At 66.9% G+C, this 16,911-nt stretch carries 11 protein-coding genes; 7 read left to right on the forward strand and 4 right to left on the reverse strand.

Annotated elements, in window-relative coordinates; translation table 11 throughout:
* Nucleotides 1-90: 90 nt before the first annotated feature.
* The 4 genes from HWY45_RS00465 to HWY45_RS00480 form a co-directional block, all read right to left on the reverse strand.
* The gene (locus HWY45_RS00465) at nucleotides 91-3,501 is read right to left on the reverse strand and encodes a transglutaminase family protein (protein WP_059883098.1); all 3,411 of its coding nucleotides are present in this window, start codon (nucleotides 3,499-3,501) and stop codon (nucleotides 91-93) included.
* Nucleotides 3,502-3,552: 51 nt separating this feature from the next.
* Nucleotides 3,553-4,527 carry a transglutaminase family protein gene (locus HWY45_RS00470; protein WP_059883100.1) on the reverse strand — a complete coding sequence of 325 codons (975 nt, stop codon included), beginning with the start codon at nucleotides 4,525-4,527 and terminating at the stop codon, nucleotides 3,553-3,555.
* Nucleotides 4,528-4,535: 8 nt separating this feature from the next.
* Entirely contained in the window at nucleotides 4,536-5,477 is a 942-nt protein-coding gene (locus HWY45_RS00475; RefSeq protein WP_026044094.1) for an alpha-E domain-containing protein, read from the reverse strand.
* A gap of 68 nt (nucleotides 5,478-5,545) precedes the next feature.
* Nucleotides 5,546-6,961, reverse strand: coding sequence for a circularly permuted type 2 ATP-grasp protein (locus HWY45_RS00480; protein ID WP_059561721.1), 1,416 nt, complete (start codon nucleotides 6,959-6,961; stop codon nucleotides 5,546-5,548).
* 661 nt (nucleotides 6,962-7,622) lie between these two features.
* Here HWY45_RS00480 and HWY45_RS00485 point away from each other — a divergent pair.
* The 7 genes from HWY45_RS00485 (at nucleotide 7,623) to HWY45_RS00515 (ending at nucleotide 16,794) form a co-directional block, all read left to right on the forward strand.
* Nucleotides 7,623-8,612 (forward strand): LysR substrate-binding domain-containing protein, encoded by a 990-nt coding sequence (locus tag HWY45_RS00485; protein WP_059808222.1) that lies wholly within the window; start codon nucleotides 7,623-7,625, stop codon nucleotides 8,610-8,612.
* Between the two features lie 785 nt (nucleotides 8,613-9,397).
* Nucleotides 9,398-9,811: a hypothetical protein gene (locus HWY45_RS00490; protein WP_059883145.1), complete on the forward strand. Its 414-nt coding sequence runs from the start codon at nucleotides 9,398-9,400 to the stop codon at nucleotides 9,809-9,811.
* Nucleotides 9,812-9,841: 30 nt separating this feature from the next.
* Complete coding sequence (locus tag HWY45_RS00495; protein WP_155634914.1) at nucleotides 9,842-10,714, forward strand: hypothetical protein; 873 nt, start codon at nucleotides 9,842-9,844, stop codon at nucleotides 10,712-10,714.
* Nucleotides 10,715-10,891: 177 nt separating this feature from the next.
* Nucleotides 10,892-12,889: a poly-beta-1,6 N-acetyl-D-glucosamine export porin PgaA gene (pgaA, locus tag HWY45_RS00500; RefSeq protein ID WP_175038320.1), complete on the forward strand. Its 1,998-nt coding sequence runs from the start codon at nucleotides 10,892-10,894 to the stop codon at nucleotides 12,887-12,889.
* Nucleotides 12,890-12,906: 17 nt separating this feature from the next.
* On the forward strand, nucleotides 12,907-14,997 hold the full coding sequence (pgaB, locus tag HWY45_RS00505) for a poly-beta-1,6-N-acetyl-D-glucosamine N-deacetylase PgaB (protein WP_059883106.1): 2,091 nt from the start codon (nucleotides 12,907-12,909) through the stop codon (nucleotides 14,995-14,997).
* Nucleotides 14,994-16,265 (forward strand): poly-beta-1,6-N-acetyl-D-glucosamine synthase, encoded by a 1,272-nt coding sequence (pgaC, locus tag HWY45_RS00510; RefSeq protein WP_059883108.1) that lies wholly within the window; start codon nucleotides 14,994-14,996, stop codon nucleotides 16,263-16,265. The genes pgaB and pgaC overlap by 4 nt, the downstream gene beginning before the upstream one ends.
* Nucleotides 16,243-16,794, forward strand: a complete 552-nt coding sequence (locus HWY45_RS00515) for a Biofilm PGA synthesis auxiliary protein PgaD (protein ID WP_167361399.1) — start codon at nucleotides 16,243-16,245, stop codon at nucleotides 16,792-16,794. Before pgaC ends, HWY45_RS00515 begins: the two co-directional genes overlap by 23 nt.
* The last annotated feature ends 117 nt before the right edge of the window (nucleotides 16,795-16,911 follow it).

The raw sequence follows: 16,911 nt of genomic DNA on the forward strand, positions 1-16,911 counted from the left end.
CCTAACATTCCGGCGGGGCCGCCATCGGCCGGCACGTGTGCCCGCCCCGGCCGTGCACGCATCGTCATCGCGCCCTCCGTCATGCGGCGCTCACGGCCGCCGCAAATCCAGCGTGAACGGGAACTCGCGGCTCGGCGCGGCCGCCGCGACATCCATCCGCCCCGGCGTGTGGCCCATCGCGACGAAGCGCGCGAGCCGCCGGCTCTCGGCCTCGTACGCGTTGACCGGGAACGTCGCGTAGTTGCGCCCGCCCGGATGCGCGACGTGATACCGGCAGCCGCCGAGCGAACGCTGCAGCCACGTATCGACGATGTCGAACGTCAGCGGCGCGTGCACGCCGATCGTCGGATGCAGCGCGGACGGCGGCGCCCACGCCTTGTAGCGCACGCCCGCGACGTATTCGCCGGCGGTGCCGGTCGGCTGCAGCGGCAGCGCGCGGCCGTTGACGGTCACCACGTGGCGGTTGTCGTTCAGCCCTGTGACGCGCACCTCGAGCCGCTCGAGCGACGAATCGACGTAGCGCACCGTGCCGCCGGCCGCGCCCTCCTCGCCCATCACGTGCCACGGCTCCAGCGCGCCGCGCAGCGTGAGCTGCATCCCGTTCACCGCGATCTGCCCGAACTGCGGGAAGCGGAACTCGAAGTGCGGCGCGAACCACGCGGGATCGAAATCGAAGCCCGCGTCGCGCAGTTCGGTCAGCACGTCGTCGAAATCCATCTTCAGGAACGCCGGCAGCATGAAGCGGTCATGCAGCGCGGTGCCCCAGCGCGTGAGCGGCGTGGTGTACGGCGCGGCCCAGAAGCGCGCGATCAGCGCGCGCAGCAGCAGTTGCTGCACGATGCTCATCCGCGCGTGCGGCGGCATCTCGAACGCGCGCAGTTCGAGCAGGCCGAGCCGGCCGGTCGGCGAATCCGGCGAATACAGCTTGTCGATGCAGAACTCGCTGCGGTGCGTGTTGCCCGTCACGTCGACCAGCAGGTTGCGCAGCACGCGGTCGACCAGCCACGGCGGCATGTCCTGCCCGAACAGCAGCGTGTTGCGCTGGATCTCCGCGAACGCGACGTCGAGTTCGTAGACCTGGTCGTTGCGCGCCTCGTCGACGCGCGGCGCCTGGCTCGTCGGCCCGATGAACAGCCCCGAGAACAGGTACGACAGCGACGGATGGTTGTGCCAGTACGCGATCAGGCTCGCGAGCAGGTCGGGACGCCGCAGGAACGGGCTGTCGGCCGGCGTCGCGCCGCCGAGCACGAAGTGGTTGCCGCCGCCCGTGCCGACGTGGCGGCCGTCGACCATGAACTTCTCGCTGCTGAGCCGCGACTGCCACGCGGCGTCGTAGAGGAATTCGGTGTGGCTGACGAGCTCGTCGAAATTGTGCGCGGGGTGGATGTTGACCTCGATCACGCCCGGGTCCGGCGTCACCTGCAGCAGCTTCAGGCGCGCGTCGCGCGGCGGCGCGTAGCCTTCGAGCACGAGCTTCATGCCGAGCGCGCCGGCCGTCTGCTCGATCGCGCCCAGCAGGTCGAGATAGTCGTCGAGCGCGGCGAGCGGCGGCATGAACAGGTACAGGATGCCGTTGCGCACTTCGACGCACAGCGCGGTGCGCGTGATCCACGCGGCCGATTCGAAGCGGTCCGGCTGGCGCTGCGCGTCGCGCGCGGCGCGGCCCTCGCCCGCCGTGCCTTCGTCGCTCCATTGCATCACGGTGCGCGCCGCCGCCTCGCGGTGCACGCCGGCCAGGTAGCGCGGCGCATCGCCCGGCCCGGCGTAACGCGCGCGGAGCGCATCGGCGTCCGGCAGCGGCTCGGGCGGCGCGAACGGGTCGCGCTCGACCTGGTACGGATAGTCGGCGCGGCTCACCCACGGCAGCGAATCGAGCGGCAGCCGATAGCCCATCGGCGAATCGCCCGGCACGAGATACATCCGCTCGTCGCGGAAGAACCACGGGCCGGTGGTCCAGCGCGGGCCGTCGAGGTTCGGCCCGCCGTCGGCGCGCTTGATCGGCAGCACGTAGCCGACCACGCTGTCGAGCTTCTGCTCGAACACCTTGCGCAGCCGCGCGCGTTCCAGCTCGTCGTCGAGCCGCGAGTCGAACGGATCGACGTTGACCGGCAGCCGGCGCTCGCGCCACAGGTAGTACCAGACGTCCTCGTAACCGGGCCGGATGAATTCGCCGGTCAGGCTCAGCCGCGCGGCCAGCCCGTCGATGAAGCGCTTCGCGTCGTCGGTCGTGTACGCCGACGGCTCGCGCTCGTCCGCGAACAGCGACGGGTCGCGCCACGCCGGCTGCCCGTCCGCGCGCCAGAAGATCGACAGCGCCCAGCGCGGCAACTGCTCGCCCGGATACCACTTGCCCTGCCCGAAATGCAGGAAGCCGCCGCGGCCGTACTCGGCGCGCAGCCGCTGCACGAGTTCGGTCGCGTAGCCGCGCTTGGTCGGCCCGAGCGCATCGGTGTTCCATTCCGCGCCGTCGCGATCGTCGATCGACACGAAGGTCGGCTCGCCGCCCTGCGTGAGCCGCACGTCGCCGGCCCGCAGTTCGGCGTCGACCCGCGCGCCGAGCGCGCGCACCGCGCCCCATTGCGCGTCGGTATACGGCTTGGTCACGCGCGGCGATTCGTACACGCGCGTGACCGTCATCTCGTGCTCGAACTCGACTTCGCACTCGTCGATCAGCCCCTCGACCGGCGCGGCGCTGGTCGGCTGCGGCGTGCACGCGAGCGGAATGTGCCCTTCGCCGGCGAGCAGGCCCGACGTCGGGTCGAGGCCGATCCAGCCCGCGCCCGGCAGGTAGACCTCGCACCACGCGTGCAGGTCGGTGAAGTCGACCGCCGTGCCGCTCGGGCCGTCGAGCGACTTGACGTCCGGCGTGAGCTGGATCAGGTAGCCCGACACGAAGCGCGCGGCGATGCCGAGATGCCGGCACAGCTGCACCAGCAGCCAGCCGCTGTCGCGGCACGAGCCCGACGCGAGTTCGAGCGTCTGCGCGGGCGTCTGCACGCCCGGCTCCATGCGCACGAGGTAGCGGATGTCGCGCTGCAGCTGCTGGTTCAGCGCGACGAGGAAGTCCACCGTTCCGGCCGGCGTGCGGTCGACGCGGTCGAGATACGCGCGAAACGCGGGCGACGCGCTCGTCTGCGGATCGCACGCGAGATACGGCGCGAGCTCGGTGCGCAGCGCGTCGGCGTACTGGAACGGGTACTGCCCGGCGCTCTCCTCGAGAAAGAAGTCGAACGGGTTGTAGACCGACATCTCGGCGACGAGGTCGATCGTGATCTCGAAGTGGCGCGTGCGCTCCGGAAACACGAGCCGCGCGAGGTAGTTCGAGAACGGATCCTGCTGCCAGTTGATGAAGTGCTGCGCGGGCCAGACGGTCATCGAATACGCGACGATCGGCGTGCGGCAATGCGGCGCGGGGCGCAGCCGCACGATCTGCGGACCAACGTTGATCAGCCGGTCGTAGCGGTAACGGGTGGTGTGATGCAGCGCGACGTGAATGGGCATGGCGGGGCCGCTCGGTTCGGGGTGGGTCGGCTTGGTCGGCGAACAGGCGCGTCAGACCAGTTCCGGCGTCTGCACGACGCTGATGTCGACGCCGAGCGGCTGCGCGCCGAACCCGGTCACCGGCTGCGCGTCGCGGGCGTCGAGGCCGACCGCGATGCGCACGTAGCGCTCGTCCGGGCAGCGGTTCATGAACGGGTCGAAGCCGACCCAGCCGAGCCCTTCGACGTATGCCTCGGCCCATGCATGGCCGGCCGGCGGCTGCGTCAGCGCGGCCGCCTGGTGCTGCGCGCCGGGCGCGAGCTGCGGCATGCCCTGCGCCTGCGACGCGTGCGACGCGCCGAGCGCCTGCTGCATCCCGTCGCCGCTCTGCAGCGCGAGCGCCTCCTCCTCGGGCACGCCGCCGCCGTGCTGCTTCGCATCGGCGATCCGCTGCATCGCGCTGTCGGCCAGCACGTAGCCGGAGATATAGCGGGCCGGCACCTTCAGCACGCGCGCGGCCGCGATGAACGCATGCGCGTGATCGCGGCTCGTGCCCTCGCCGCTCTCCAGCGCGGTTTCCGCGTCGACGGGCGCGTCCGGCGCATTCGGCGCATACGCGATGCGGCCGTGCACCTCGGTCATCAGCCAGTGCAGCGCGTCGAGGCTGCGCTGCTCGATCGGCAGCGCGTCGGCGAGCGCGCGCACCCGGTCGCCGGCCTTCGTGAGCGCGGTCTCGCGCTCGAAGATCCACGGCGGGGCATAGCCTTCGGTCTGGCCGAGGATGCCCGCGCGGTCCTGCGTCTCGACCACGCCCGCCGCGACGATCACGATTTCGGGCTTCGCGCCGCGGTCGTGCCGCACGAGGTCGATCCGGTTGCCGAGCCCGTCGGCGTACGACAGCGTCGGCTCGACGCCGTCGATCGTGACCTGCCACGCACGCACCGTCTGCCCGGGCCCCGACTGCGGGCGCAGCCGCAGGCGGTGCAGCACGTGGGTGACCTGGTCGTCGAACTGATAACGCGAGATATGTCGGATGGCGAGTCGCATGGCAGGTCTCAGTCGAAGTTGTAGGCTTGGGCGATTTCGAGCCCCAGGCTGTTGTTGCGGCCGATGAAGTCGGTCAGGAATTCGTGCAGGCCGCTCTTGAAGATCCGCTCGACGCTGGTGTCGGACAACATTTGCAGGATCTTCGTGGCGGTGTCGTGACACGGGTGCGTGACGCCGTAATCCTTCGCGAGCAGGTTCAGGCTCGACACGACGCGGCCGTAGCAATAGCGCAGCGAGCGCGGCATGCGGCCGTTCAGGATCAGGTAGTCGGCGATGTTCATCGGTTTGTACTGCACGTCGTACACCCAGCGGTACGAACGGTGCGCGGCCACGCAGCGCAGGATCGTCTCCCACTGGTAGTTGTCGAGGATCGTGCCGACGTGCGTGACCGACGGCAGCAGCAGGTGGTATTTCACGTCGAGGATGCGCGCGGTGTTGTCCGCGCGCTCGACGAACGCGCCGATCTGCGCGAAATCGAAGATTTCGTTGCGCAGCATCGTGCTGTAGAAGCTGCCGAGGATCAGCGCCGTTTCGCGCTTGACCTGGTCGAGCACGGCCGGCAGGTCGCTCTCCGGCACCGGCTGCGCGAGCGCGCGCCGCAGCGACAGCCACGCGCCGTTCACGCTCTCCCACGCCTCCCGCGTGAGCGCCGTGCGCACCATCCGCGCGTTCGAGCGCGCGGCCTCGATGCACGACAGCACGCTCGACGGGTTGTCGCGGTCGCGCAGCAGGTAGTCGGTCACGGTATCGGCCGCGTACGCGTCGTACTTCTGCCGGTAGCCGTCGTCCGCGCCCGAGCTGACGAGCACCGACGACCATTCGGCCGGCGCGTCGGACGTGCGCGTCAGCGCCATCCGCAGCCCGGCATCGACGATGCGCGCGGTATTCTCCGTGCGCTCGATATAGCGGTACATCCAGTAGAGACCGCTCGCAGTGCGTCCAAGAAGCATCTGTCCACTCCGTCAGTATTCCGTTCGCGCGCCGGTTGCGGCCGGCGCGCGCAGTCGCCGTGTTCCGCTCAGTCGGCCAGCACCCAGGTGTCCTTGGTGCCGCCGCCCTGGCTCGAGTTGACGACGAGCGAACCCTCCTTCAGCGCGACGCGCGTAAGCCCGCCCGGCGTGATGCGGATCCGGTCCGACACCAGCACGAACGGCCGCAGGTCGACGTGGCGCGGCGCGAGGCCGGCTTCGGTCAGGATCGGCGTCGTGGACAGCGCCAGCGTGGGCTGCGCGATGTAGTTCGCGGGGCGCGCGCGCAGCTTCGCCGCGAACGCCTCGAGTTCCGCTTTCGACGCGCACGGGCCGACCAGCATCCCGTAGCCGCCCGAGCCGTGCACTTCCTTCACGACCAGCTCGTCGAGATGGTCGAGCACGTACTTCAGGCTGTCGGCCTCGCCGCAGCGCCAGGTCGGCACGTTCTCCAGCAGCGCCTTGCGGCCCGTGTAGAACTCGACGATCTCCGGCATATAGGAATAGATCGCCTTGTCGTCGGCGATGCCGGTGCCGGGCGCGTTCGCGATCGTGATGTTGCCCGCGCGGTAGACGTCCATGATCCCCGCGACGCCGAGCACCGAGTCGGGCCGGAACGTGAGCGGATCGAGGAACGCGTCGTCGACGCGGCGGTACAGCACGTCGATCGGCCGGAAGCCTTCGGTCGTGCGCATCGCGACGCGATCGTCGAGCACCTGCAGGTCGCTGCCCTCGACGAGGTGCACGCCCATCTGGTCGGCGAGGAACGAATGTTCGTAGTACGCGGAATTGTGGATGCCGGGCGTGAGCACGGCGATGGTCGGGTTGTCGGCATTGCCGCCCGGCGGGCACACCGCCGCGAGCGACTGGCGCAGCATCTGCGGATAGGTCTCGACCGGCCGCACCTTGACCTGCTGGAACAGCTCGGGAAAGAGCTGCATCATCGTCTCGCGGTTTTCCAGCATGTACGACACGCCCGACGGCGTGCGCGCGTTGTCCTCAAGCACGTAGAACTGGTTCTCGGCGGTGCGCACGATGTCGACGCCGATGATGTGCGTGTAAACGTTCCCGGGCGGCCGGAAGTCGATCATCTCCGGCAGGAACGCTTCGTTGTGCGCGATCAGGTGCTTCGGCACGATCCCGGCGCGCACGATTTCCTGGCGGTGATAGATGTCGTCGAGGAACGCGTTGAGCGCCATCACGCGCTGCTCGATGCCGAGCGACAGCCGGCTCCACTCCTGGCCGGAGAGGATGCGCGGCACGATGTCGAACGGAATGAGCCGCTCGGCGGCCTCCGCGTCGCCGTACACGGCGAACGTGATGCCCGTCTTGCGGAATACGCCCTCCGCGTCGTAGGCCTTCTGGGCGAGGCTCGCGGGGTTCTGCGTGTCGAGCCACTGCTTCAGGCGCGCGTAAGGCGCCCTGACCATGTCGCCGGATTGCAGCATCTCATCGAATGGCTTCATCGATTTTTTCTCCATCGTTTTTCCGGCATTGCGCATGCCGGACCGGCGTAATCACTGCTGAGCAAGGAACGTGCCTTGCGCTTTCCCCGTTCCGACGCGGCCCCGGCATGCTCGCGCCACATGCCGCACCACGGCGGTGCACTGCGCGGCGCGATTCGCGTCATCGGCGCGCCAGCGCCACGCACCGATGTTGTGCCGCACCTGTCGAACATACTTCTCCCGCGTGTCACGAATGCGCAAGCTGCACCGCAACATGCGTGACCGGCCGGCAAGCCGCCCTCGTCCCCCGCGCCGCGGCACCGGCGCGATGCGCCGCACACGGGATTGCTGCGGCGCGTCAACGAACGGGCGCGCGCCGGCCGCCCGCCTCCGGCGGGAGAAGCGGGCCCGACACGCGCAGCGCGCGGCCGAGCCCGGGGGGAAGTACCGTCCACGGCGGCGGGAAAGTTCAGACGCGAAGTGAACTAACCGGTTAGCCTTGTCCGGCATGACAACGTTAAGCAGCCGAATTTCTCGCGACAACGCTCATGCATATTTCGACTGATACCCATCGAAAAAAAACATCGGTATGCTCGAAGCCAGGCGCGGTACGCTAAAAGGTTCGTGCAACGAAACGGCGCCGGCAACGGCCAGGCGCCCGACTATAAAGAAGACGATCGATATGGAAGCAAAGTGGCTGGAAGATTTCCTGAGCCTTGCGGATACCAGGAGCTTTTCCCGGGCGGCGCGTAACCGGCATCTGACGCAATCGGCATTCAGCAGGCGGATCGCCGCGCTCGAAACCTGGATGGACGCGAAGCTGGTCGATCGCAGCATCACCCCGATCGTGCTCACCCCGGCCGGACAGATGTTTCGCGGGCTGGCCGCGGACATCCTGCGCAGCATGTATGCGGCGCGCAACCTGGTGAACGGCTACGACCAGTTCGCGGCGAGCGATCAGGTCGTGCGCTTCGCGGTCGCGCATACGCTCGTGTTTACCCTGTTCCCGGAATGGCTGAAGCAGCTCAACGGCGAAGTCGGCCACGTGACCGCCCGCGTCAACGCCGTGAACGTGCCGGAAGGCGTGCAGCAGCTCGTCGAAGGCGAATGCGACCTGCTGCTCGGCTATCACCATCCGCAGTTGCCGATCGTGCTCGATCCGAACCACTTCCCGTTCGTGGGCCTCGGCGTCGAACGGATCCTCCCCGTGTCGATTCCCGACGCGAACGGCAAGCCTCTGTTCAGGCTGCCGGGCGCGCAGGGCGCGCCGCTGCCGCTGCTCGCGTATTCGTCGGGCGCGTTCCTCGGCAACGTCGTCGAGATGCTGCTGCTGAATGCCGCCGAGCCGTATGCGCTGCATCGCTGCTTCGAGACGCACATGTCCGAAGCGCTCAAGGGAATGGTGGTGGCCGGGCACGGCATCGGCTGGCTGCCGGAAAGCTGCATCGCGAAGGAGCTGGCGGACGGCGCGCTCGTGTGCGCCGGGTCGGCGGACTGGATCACCGAGCTCGAAATCCGGCTGTATCGGTCCGCCCGCAAGCGCGGGCTGGCGGCCGAGCAGCTGTGGGCCTACCTGATGAACCGTCCGCGCAACGCGGCCGCGGGAACGGCCGAGCAAGCCGCACCGGCGATGCGGATCGCGAGACGGACGGCGGGCGGCAGCGGGCGATAAGTCCGGAACGGGAGCGCGCGGCGCCGCTCCCGACCATTATTCAGTCGATATTCACACCCCGTGAGTAAATACCCGGGGTGGCGTTATCACCGATATTCTCCGCCCGATGAAAATATGACTCAGGCGCGAATATTCCATTTTCATAAAAATGACAGCGCATTTTATTCAGCCCTGCATTTCACGACGCCTTCACAAATATAAATAACCGACGCCACGAATATCAGACATGAAACACCCGGCCTGTAAAAACGTTTCCCTTTTGAAACCACGCACCTCCACTCAATCCGGCACCCCGGCCGCACAAAATACAATCGGCCCAATCATTTGAAAATCCGTTTGTCACGTGACGGAAAATTTTCGATTCATCAGCCGTTTAGAATTACGCAAATCAACTGCAACCCCAATATCGAACCCCGCGCTACCGCCCTGTCGTGCGATGCAAGGCCCTGCACGAATGCAGGAAAAAATTGCTTTTATCAGCCATTTACATCGGTATTTTTCCGCCTGCAACCTTCATTAGATAATATGTTCCCGGGGTATCCCGATTTCCCTGCGGCACCGCATCTCGGCGGAAATTCCGCGCTTTCCCGCCGATCACCCTGCTCACAAACCCGCTTCAATCCTACTTAAATAGTATTTTTCATAACCTCACTCACTCCCGCCGCATGCGCGGTTTTTTATTAATCACTCTCTGCGGATGAATAGCGTGTTGCGAAATTACGAATAGCCGTTGCGTTTTTTTATTCTGAATGTATGCTTGCTATCAATCACGAACGGAGGGCATGATGCATTCTTCACGTCGAAGTCATGCTCTCCCCATTACAGCCATTGCCGCATCGATACTTTGGACGAATCCGGCGGCAATCGCCCAAACCCCTGCGTCCGATCCGGCCGCACCGCGCTACGTGGTGTCATACATTTGCGGCGACGCCCGGATCGACGGGACGGCGCCGCTTCCACCCGACGGGCGCCCCTATAACCTGGGCGTGTCGTTTGCTACTCAAACCGGGAGCCCGCTCGCGAATGTCCAGGTACGGCTGAGACGCCACGGCCGCGTCCTCGTCGAGTTCAACGCCACGGGGCCGCGGTGCCTGTTCAGCGTCCCGGATGCGAGCTACCGGATCGAAGGCACCTATCAGGGCGAGATGAAATACGGAATCGTCGAGACAGGTTCGCTGAATACCGAGCTACGGTGGTGAGCGTTCCGCCTGGCGGCCTGTCGCGGATGCATGCGTCCGGATCATTCACGGCAACGGCACGGAATCGAGGAGCAATGCATGACCAGTGTGAATCGACCGAGTACCCACGCCACCAGCCAGCCGAAGCCGACCTGGGGCCCGGGAAAGAATGCGGCGCTCAGCCTCGTCGCATTCGCCGTGATCTTCGGACTATTCGCGTACCTCGAGCGCGATGCCCGGGACGAGCGCGGGAGCGCGACGCACGAAGCGTCCGGTGTCGTTGCCCGATCGATCGGTAAAGCCGAAAAATACGCGGCCGCCGCAAGCATCCGGCCGGATCTCGTTTCAACCGGAACCGCGGCCCTTGCAGCATCGACGCCCGCCATGAGATCGCCGGTGACGGTCCAGATCGAACCGGAGGCCGCGCCGCGCAGCGAGAGCCGGGCGTCGGCCGCACCTGCCGCATCCGCCGCGCATGCCGCACCTGCCGCGCCTGCTACACCCGCCGCACCTGCCGCACCTGCCGCACCTGCCGCGCCACCGCTGCCCGCGCCGCCCGTGGTCGCGGCCAACCGCGCGCCCGCCGCGCATGCCGCGCCGGCCGCCGGCCCCGTCAAGGGAAGAATGGCCGATGCGCACCGCGCCCATCCGCATCCGCGGGCGCACGAGGTGGCGAACGCAAGAAAACACGTGACCGTGGCATCGAAGCCGCATGCATCCGGCGCCGGCGCCGCGCGCATGCAGACGGCCAGCGTCACGCACCGGGAGCTGGACGGCGCGCGGGCGCTCGCACGGGCACGCCTGTGTGCGCAGCTCGACGACTGGGGATGTGTGGAACAAAACGCAAGCCGGGCGCTCGCGATCGATCCGCAGAACAGCGAATCGCGCGCACTGCTGGAGCGAGCCGTCCGGAACCGTTCCTGAGAGGTGCATTCGCATTCGGGGAAACAGCATCACGCAGTAGCTCGACGTCAGATCGAGCACAACGATCGGCACACAACCGACATAACCGTTCGAAGTGAGGACCCCGTGGCCAACATCAATAATTGCAGACTCACTGCCCTTCCGCGCAACCGGCGGATTCTTCTTCACGCCCCGCTGATGCTGCTGCTGATGGCATCCGGGACATGCGTCGCCGCCGAAGGCGATGCCGATTCGACCAAGCCGGCCGAAGTCGCCGCGACGCAGGCGCCAGCGGCCGGCCAGCCGGCCGACGCCACCGCCGTGCGCAACGAGGTGTTCGGTCTCGCCACCAGCGGCGGCGCCGTCAAGGCGCTCGACGAGGCGAAAGCCCGGCCCGACATCTTCTCGGCATTCGACCTCGCGCAGCTGGAGGAGTTGTCGATCCGCCAGCAAGTGCGCGGCGGGCGCGACAAGGCGCGCGCGATGACCAGCGCCGACCGCTTCGACGGGCTCGACGCCGCGCTGCGCGCCGCCGACGAACTCAATGCGAGATTGCCGATCACGCCCGAGTATTCGCCGGTCAGGACAGCGCTCGCCGGCGACCGCACGGTGGCCCACGCGGCCCGCGGCGACATGAGGCAGGCGGTGGCATCGTTCGAAACGATCCCGCCCGATGCCGAGGTGTCGATCGATGCGCTGGCCGGCGTCGGCGACGCCTACCTGTACCTCGGCGAGCCGGGCAAGGCCGAGGCCGTGTATCAGCGCGCGCTGAAGCAGGCGAGCACGCCGGCGCCCGACCGCGCGACGCGCGGTTATCAGTACGGCGCGCGCACGCGCCCGATCGAGCTGCGCGAAGGCCTGTTCTGGTCGTATATCGACCAGGGGCGCACGAACGATGCGACGCGCGTGGTCAACGACATCGGCCAGTCGCTGCCGCCGGCAGCGCAGATTCGCCCATTGGACCCGGCCAACGACGATTACCTGCGCTACTACCGGCTGCGCGCGCAGCTCCTGCTCAACACCGGCCGGACCGAGGAAGGGATCGCCGAGCTGGAAAAGATCGAGAAGGAAGTGCCGTTCAACTCCGAGGTCAGCGCCGCCCATGCCGACGCGATCTCGAACCAGGCGCACCCGCGCCAGGCCATTGCGATGTATCGCGGGACGCTCACCGACCACCCCGACAGCGTCGAAAACCTCGCGGGGCTCGGCCGTGCGGCGCTTGCCGCCGACGACTACGAAACCGCGCAGAAAGTCGACCAGACCGTCGACAACACGTTTCCGGACAACGGCGCGGTGCGCCAGTTCAAGCGCGACTACAACGCGTACCGCAGCCCGGTGCTGACCACGGAAATGAGCTTCGAACACGGCAACAGCGCACTGGCGGACAACAGCTTCACGTCGGATACGTATCTGTATTCGCAACCGTTCGGCAACAACTGGCGCGTGTTTTCCCATACGTTCTTCGGGCACGCGCAAACCGATGCCGGCAGCATCAGCCGCACGCGCACGGGGGTCGGCGGCGACTATCGGCACGGGCCGCTGACCGTGCTGGGCGAAGTCACGCGCTCGTTCGGCACGGACGGGCGCACCGGCGGCCGCGGCACCGTCAGCTACGACTTCAACGATTACGTGTCGGTCTCGGGCGGGGTCGACAGCAACGACAACTCGCTGCCGTGGAAGGCCTATGCCGCGCACGTGTGGGGCCGCTCCGCGAATGCCGAGGTGAAATACCGCCAGAACGATCGTCGCGAAGTCAGGCTGAACTACGGCGTGAGCCGCTACAGCGATTCGAACTTCCACCAGGAGATCTCGGCCACCGGCACGCAGCGCGTGTTCACGGGTGCCAACCAGCTCGTCAACGTGTCGCTGAATCTCGGCACCGACAGCAACACGCGGCAGGACGTCGCCTACTTCAGCCCGTCGCGCGACTACGCGGTCGCGGCAACGGTCATGCATCAATGGATGATCTGGAAGAAGAGCGACATGTCGATGCGGCAGCGCATCTCCGCGTCCGGCGGCGCATACAACCAGCGCGGCTTCGGCACCAGCGCGCTGTGGAGCGCGCGCCTCGAGCACGCGTGGACCTTCAAGCACGACATCACGCTGACCTACGGCATCGAGGTCAGCAGCCATGCATACGACGGCCAGCGGGAGCGCTCGGAAACGGGCTTCCTGGCGCTCAACGTGCCGTTCTAGAACCAGGAGCTCACCGAATGCAATCCAGACGGACCTTCATGTGTGGCTGCCTCGGCACCTTCACCGCGTGTTCGCTGTTTCCGGGCGTGACGCAGGCGAGGATGATCGACCTGCTTCCGCCGTCGGACCCCGCCGACGGCAAGACCTTCCGCGTGATCTGCATGCACGACGTGCGCGACAACCTGCTGTCGACGTTCGCGTCGGCCACGATGGTCGACCCGTATGCGATCGACACCGGCACGCTGACCGCCATTTTTTCCTGGTTGCAGACCAACAACTACCACACGATCACCGTCAAGCAGATCGAGGCGTCCCGGCACGGCGGCAAGCCGTTGCCGCCCCGCTCCGTGCTCCTCACGTTCGACGACGGCTACCGCAGCCACTTCACGAAGGTGCTGCCGCTGCTGAAGCGGTTCAAGTATCCGGCGGTGATGGGCATCGTCACCGCATGGATCGACGCCCCGATCGACACGCCGATCCGCATCAGCGACCGGGTCCAGATGCCGCGCGAATACTTCATGTCGTGGGACGAGGTGCAGCAGATCGGTTCGTCGGACCTGATCGAGCTCGCGTGCCACACGCACAACCTGCATCACGGCGCGGTGGCCAATCCGCAGGGCAACGAGTTGCCGGCGACCACGTCGCACCTCTACCTCAACGCGGAAAAGCGCTACGAAACCGATGCGGAATTCGATGCGCGGGTGCGCAGCGACCTGCAGACCTGCATCCGGCAGATTCGCCAGCGCACGGGACTCGTCGCGCGCTCGATGGTGTGGCCGTACGGCGCGGAGAACCAGCCGGTGCGCAAGATCTCGACGTCGCTCGGCATGGATATCCAGTTCAGCCTCGACGCGGGGCCGAATACGCCCGACGTGCCGCTCGATCGGCTGCGCCGGATCCTGATGATGTACGACGTCGATGTCGGCGGGTTCGAGCGCTCGATGCGCGAACCGGCGACCAATCGCGGCGAGGTCGAAGGCGCCGAGCGGATCGTGCAGGTCGATCTCGACCAGGTGTACGACCCCGACCCGGCGCAGCAGGAAAAGAACCTCGGCGTGCTCGTCGAGCGCATCTACCGGATGCAGCCGAAGTCGGTCTACCTGCAGGCATACGCCGACCCGAAGGGCACGGGCGTCGCGGAAGCCGTCTATTTTCCGAACCGGCACCTGCCGATGCGGGCCGACCTGTTCTCGCGCGCCGCGTGGCAGCTCAATACCCGCGCCAACGTGCAGGTGTATGCATGGATGCCGGTGCTGGCGTTCCGTCCGCCGCCGGACAAGCTGCGCGGCCTCGAGGCGATCAGCGCGTACAGCGGCGCGCCGGCGCGCGAGAACGGCACGCGCATGTTCCGCCTGAGCCCGTTCGATCCGAACGCACGGTTGCTGATCGAGCAGATCTACGAGGATCTCAGCAAGTACGCGTCGTTCGGCGGCATCCTGTTCGGCGACGATGCGGTGCTCGACGACTACGAGGATGCGGGCCGGCATGCGCTGCAAACCTATGCGCAATGGGGGCTGCCGCGCGACGTCGGGCAGATTCGCGCGAAACCCGAGCTGATGGATCGATGGACCCGGCAGAAGACCCGCTACCTGCTGGACCTGACGCGCCAGCTCGAGCAGATCGTCCTCGCGAACCAGAACGCCGGCGACGTGCTCACCGCGCGCAACATCTTCGCGCAGCCGGTGCTGAACCCCGCGTCCGAAGCGTGGTACGCGCAAAACTACGACGATTTCCTCAAGGCCTACGATTTCGTCGCGCTGATGGCGATGCCTTACATGGAGCAGGCGTCGGATCCGGACCGCTGGCTGGACAAGCTCGCCGACGTCGTCGCCACCAAGCCGCACGGGTTCGCGAAGACCGTGTTCGAGCTGCAGGCCTACGACTGGCACGCGCACAAGGACATTCCGGGCAGCACGCTGCGCGCGCAGATGGGGCGGCTGCGCAGCCGCGGCGCGCTGAGCTTCGGCTATTACCCGGACAATTTCCTGCACGACCAGCCGTCGCTCGCGACCATTCGCAGCGCGATGTCGCTCAAGGCGCGTCTCGACCCGACTTCGATCAATGCGCTGATGCAGGGGCAACCGAACAAAGGGGCGCCAGCAAAATGACGACACACGACATCATTCGACGGCTGCAGGATTTCGTCTTCTACTATCCGTTCTTCATGTCGTATCTGTGGATGATCGGCGGCGTCGTGCATTTCCTGCTGCTGGAGGAAGGGCGCGTGCTGTCCCGGCGCGTGCTCGCGGCGAGCGGCATGCCGAAGGTGTCGATCGTGGTGCCCTGCTTCAACGAGGAAGCGAACGTGCGCAGCGTGATCGAGCACCTGAACGCGATGGAGTATCCGAACTACGACATCATCGCGGTCAACGACGGCAGCAAGGATCGCACCGGCGAAATCCTCAACGCGCTGGCCGCCACGATGCCGCGGCTGCTCGTCATCCATCACGCGCGCAACGAAGGCAAGGCGGTGGGGCTCACCACCGCGGCGGCCGTCGCGAATGCGGAATACCTGCTGTGCATCGACGGCGATTCGCTGCTCGCGCACGACGCGATCGGCTGGATGCTCGAGCACTTCGTCACCGACCCCGGCGTCGGCGCGGTGACCGGCAACCCGCGCATCCGCACGCGCACGTCGCTGCTCGGCCGCATGCAGGTGGGCGAGTTCTCGTCGATCGTCGGCCTGATCAAGCGCACGCAACAGGTGTATGGCCGCATCTTCACGGTGTCCGGCGTCATCACGATGTTCCGCAAGACCGCGCTCGCCGATGTCGGCTTCTGGAGCACGGACATGCTGACCGAGGACATCGACGTGACCTGGAAGCTGCAGTGCCGCGACTGGTGCGTCGTGTTCGAGCCGCATGCGCTGAGCTGGATCCTGATGCCGGAGACGGTCAAGGGGCTCTACCACCAGCGGCTGCGCTGGGCCAAGGGCGGCATCCAGGTGCTGCTCAAGTACGCCGGCACGGTCGCGCGGCCCGCGATGATGATGATGTGGCCGCTGTACGTCGAGTACCTGATCGGCATCGCGTGGGCGTATTCGATGGCGTTCATCCTGCTGCTGTCGATCTTCGGCCTGTTCCATCCGCTGCCGGCGGACTGGCAGGTCTCGCTCGTCCCGCACTGGCACGGCATGCTGCTGGTCGCCACCTGCGTGCTGCAGCTGATCGTCGGCTGCATGATCGACCGCCGCTACGACGAACGGCTGCTGATGTATTTCCTGGATACCGTCTGGTATCCGGTCGCATTCTGGTTGATCAGCATGATCACCACCGTGGTCGCCCTGCCCGCCGTCGTGTTGCGCGGCCGGGGCAAACGCGCCATCTGGATCAGTCCCGACCGAGGAATTCAACATGAAGAACGCGCCGATTATTGACCTCTCCCTGCGCTCCCCGAACCGGATGATCGCCGATCGCGGCGTCATCGTCGGATGCACGCACATCGCGTGGTTTCGCTTCATCCGGCCAGCGCTGGTCGGCGCGGTGTGGGCGTCGATCTGCATCTATACGTACCGCTACCTGCTGCCGATCAACGATGCCGAGATGCCGATCGAACAACTGTTCTTCTATGTGACCTGCATCGCGGTGATGGGCGGCTCGCTCCTCGCATGGCTGATCGCCGCGCGCGTCGTGCACCCGCTCACCAATCGATGGCACGTGACGAAGATGCTGCGGCGCTCGGCCAGCCTCCGGTCGAAATCGGAGCCGACGACGGCGCTGGCCGAAACCGCGCAGCCCGACGACGAACAGGCCGCGCGCATTCTCATCGCATCGCACGACGCGAACGGATCGATATCCGCGATCGAGTGGACGACCCACGCCGCGCCGCCGGCACGCGAACGGCCCGCCAGGAAAACCGGCGGGCCCGTCTGGCGTGGCGTCGGCCCGACGCGCCACGGCACCTGATGCCGACATCCATCGCACGCGCGGCGCGCGTGCGGCAATCGCGCCGGCGCAGCCGCCGGGCGCCCCGGCGTGTCGCGCATCGCGCGGGGCCGTCCGCGATCGCGGTCTGGCTCGGCC

Origin of the sequence: Burkholderia stagnalis (assembly GCF_902830275.1) — a bacterium.
Lineage (GTDB): Bacteria > Pseudomonadota > Gammaproteobacteria > Burkholderiales > Burkholderiaceae > Burkholderia > Burkholderia stagnalis.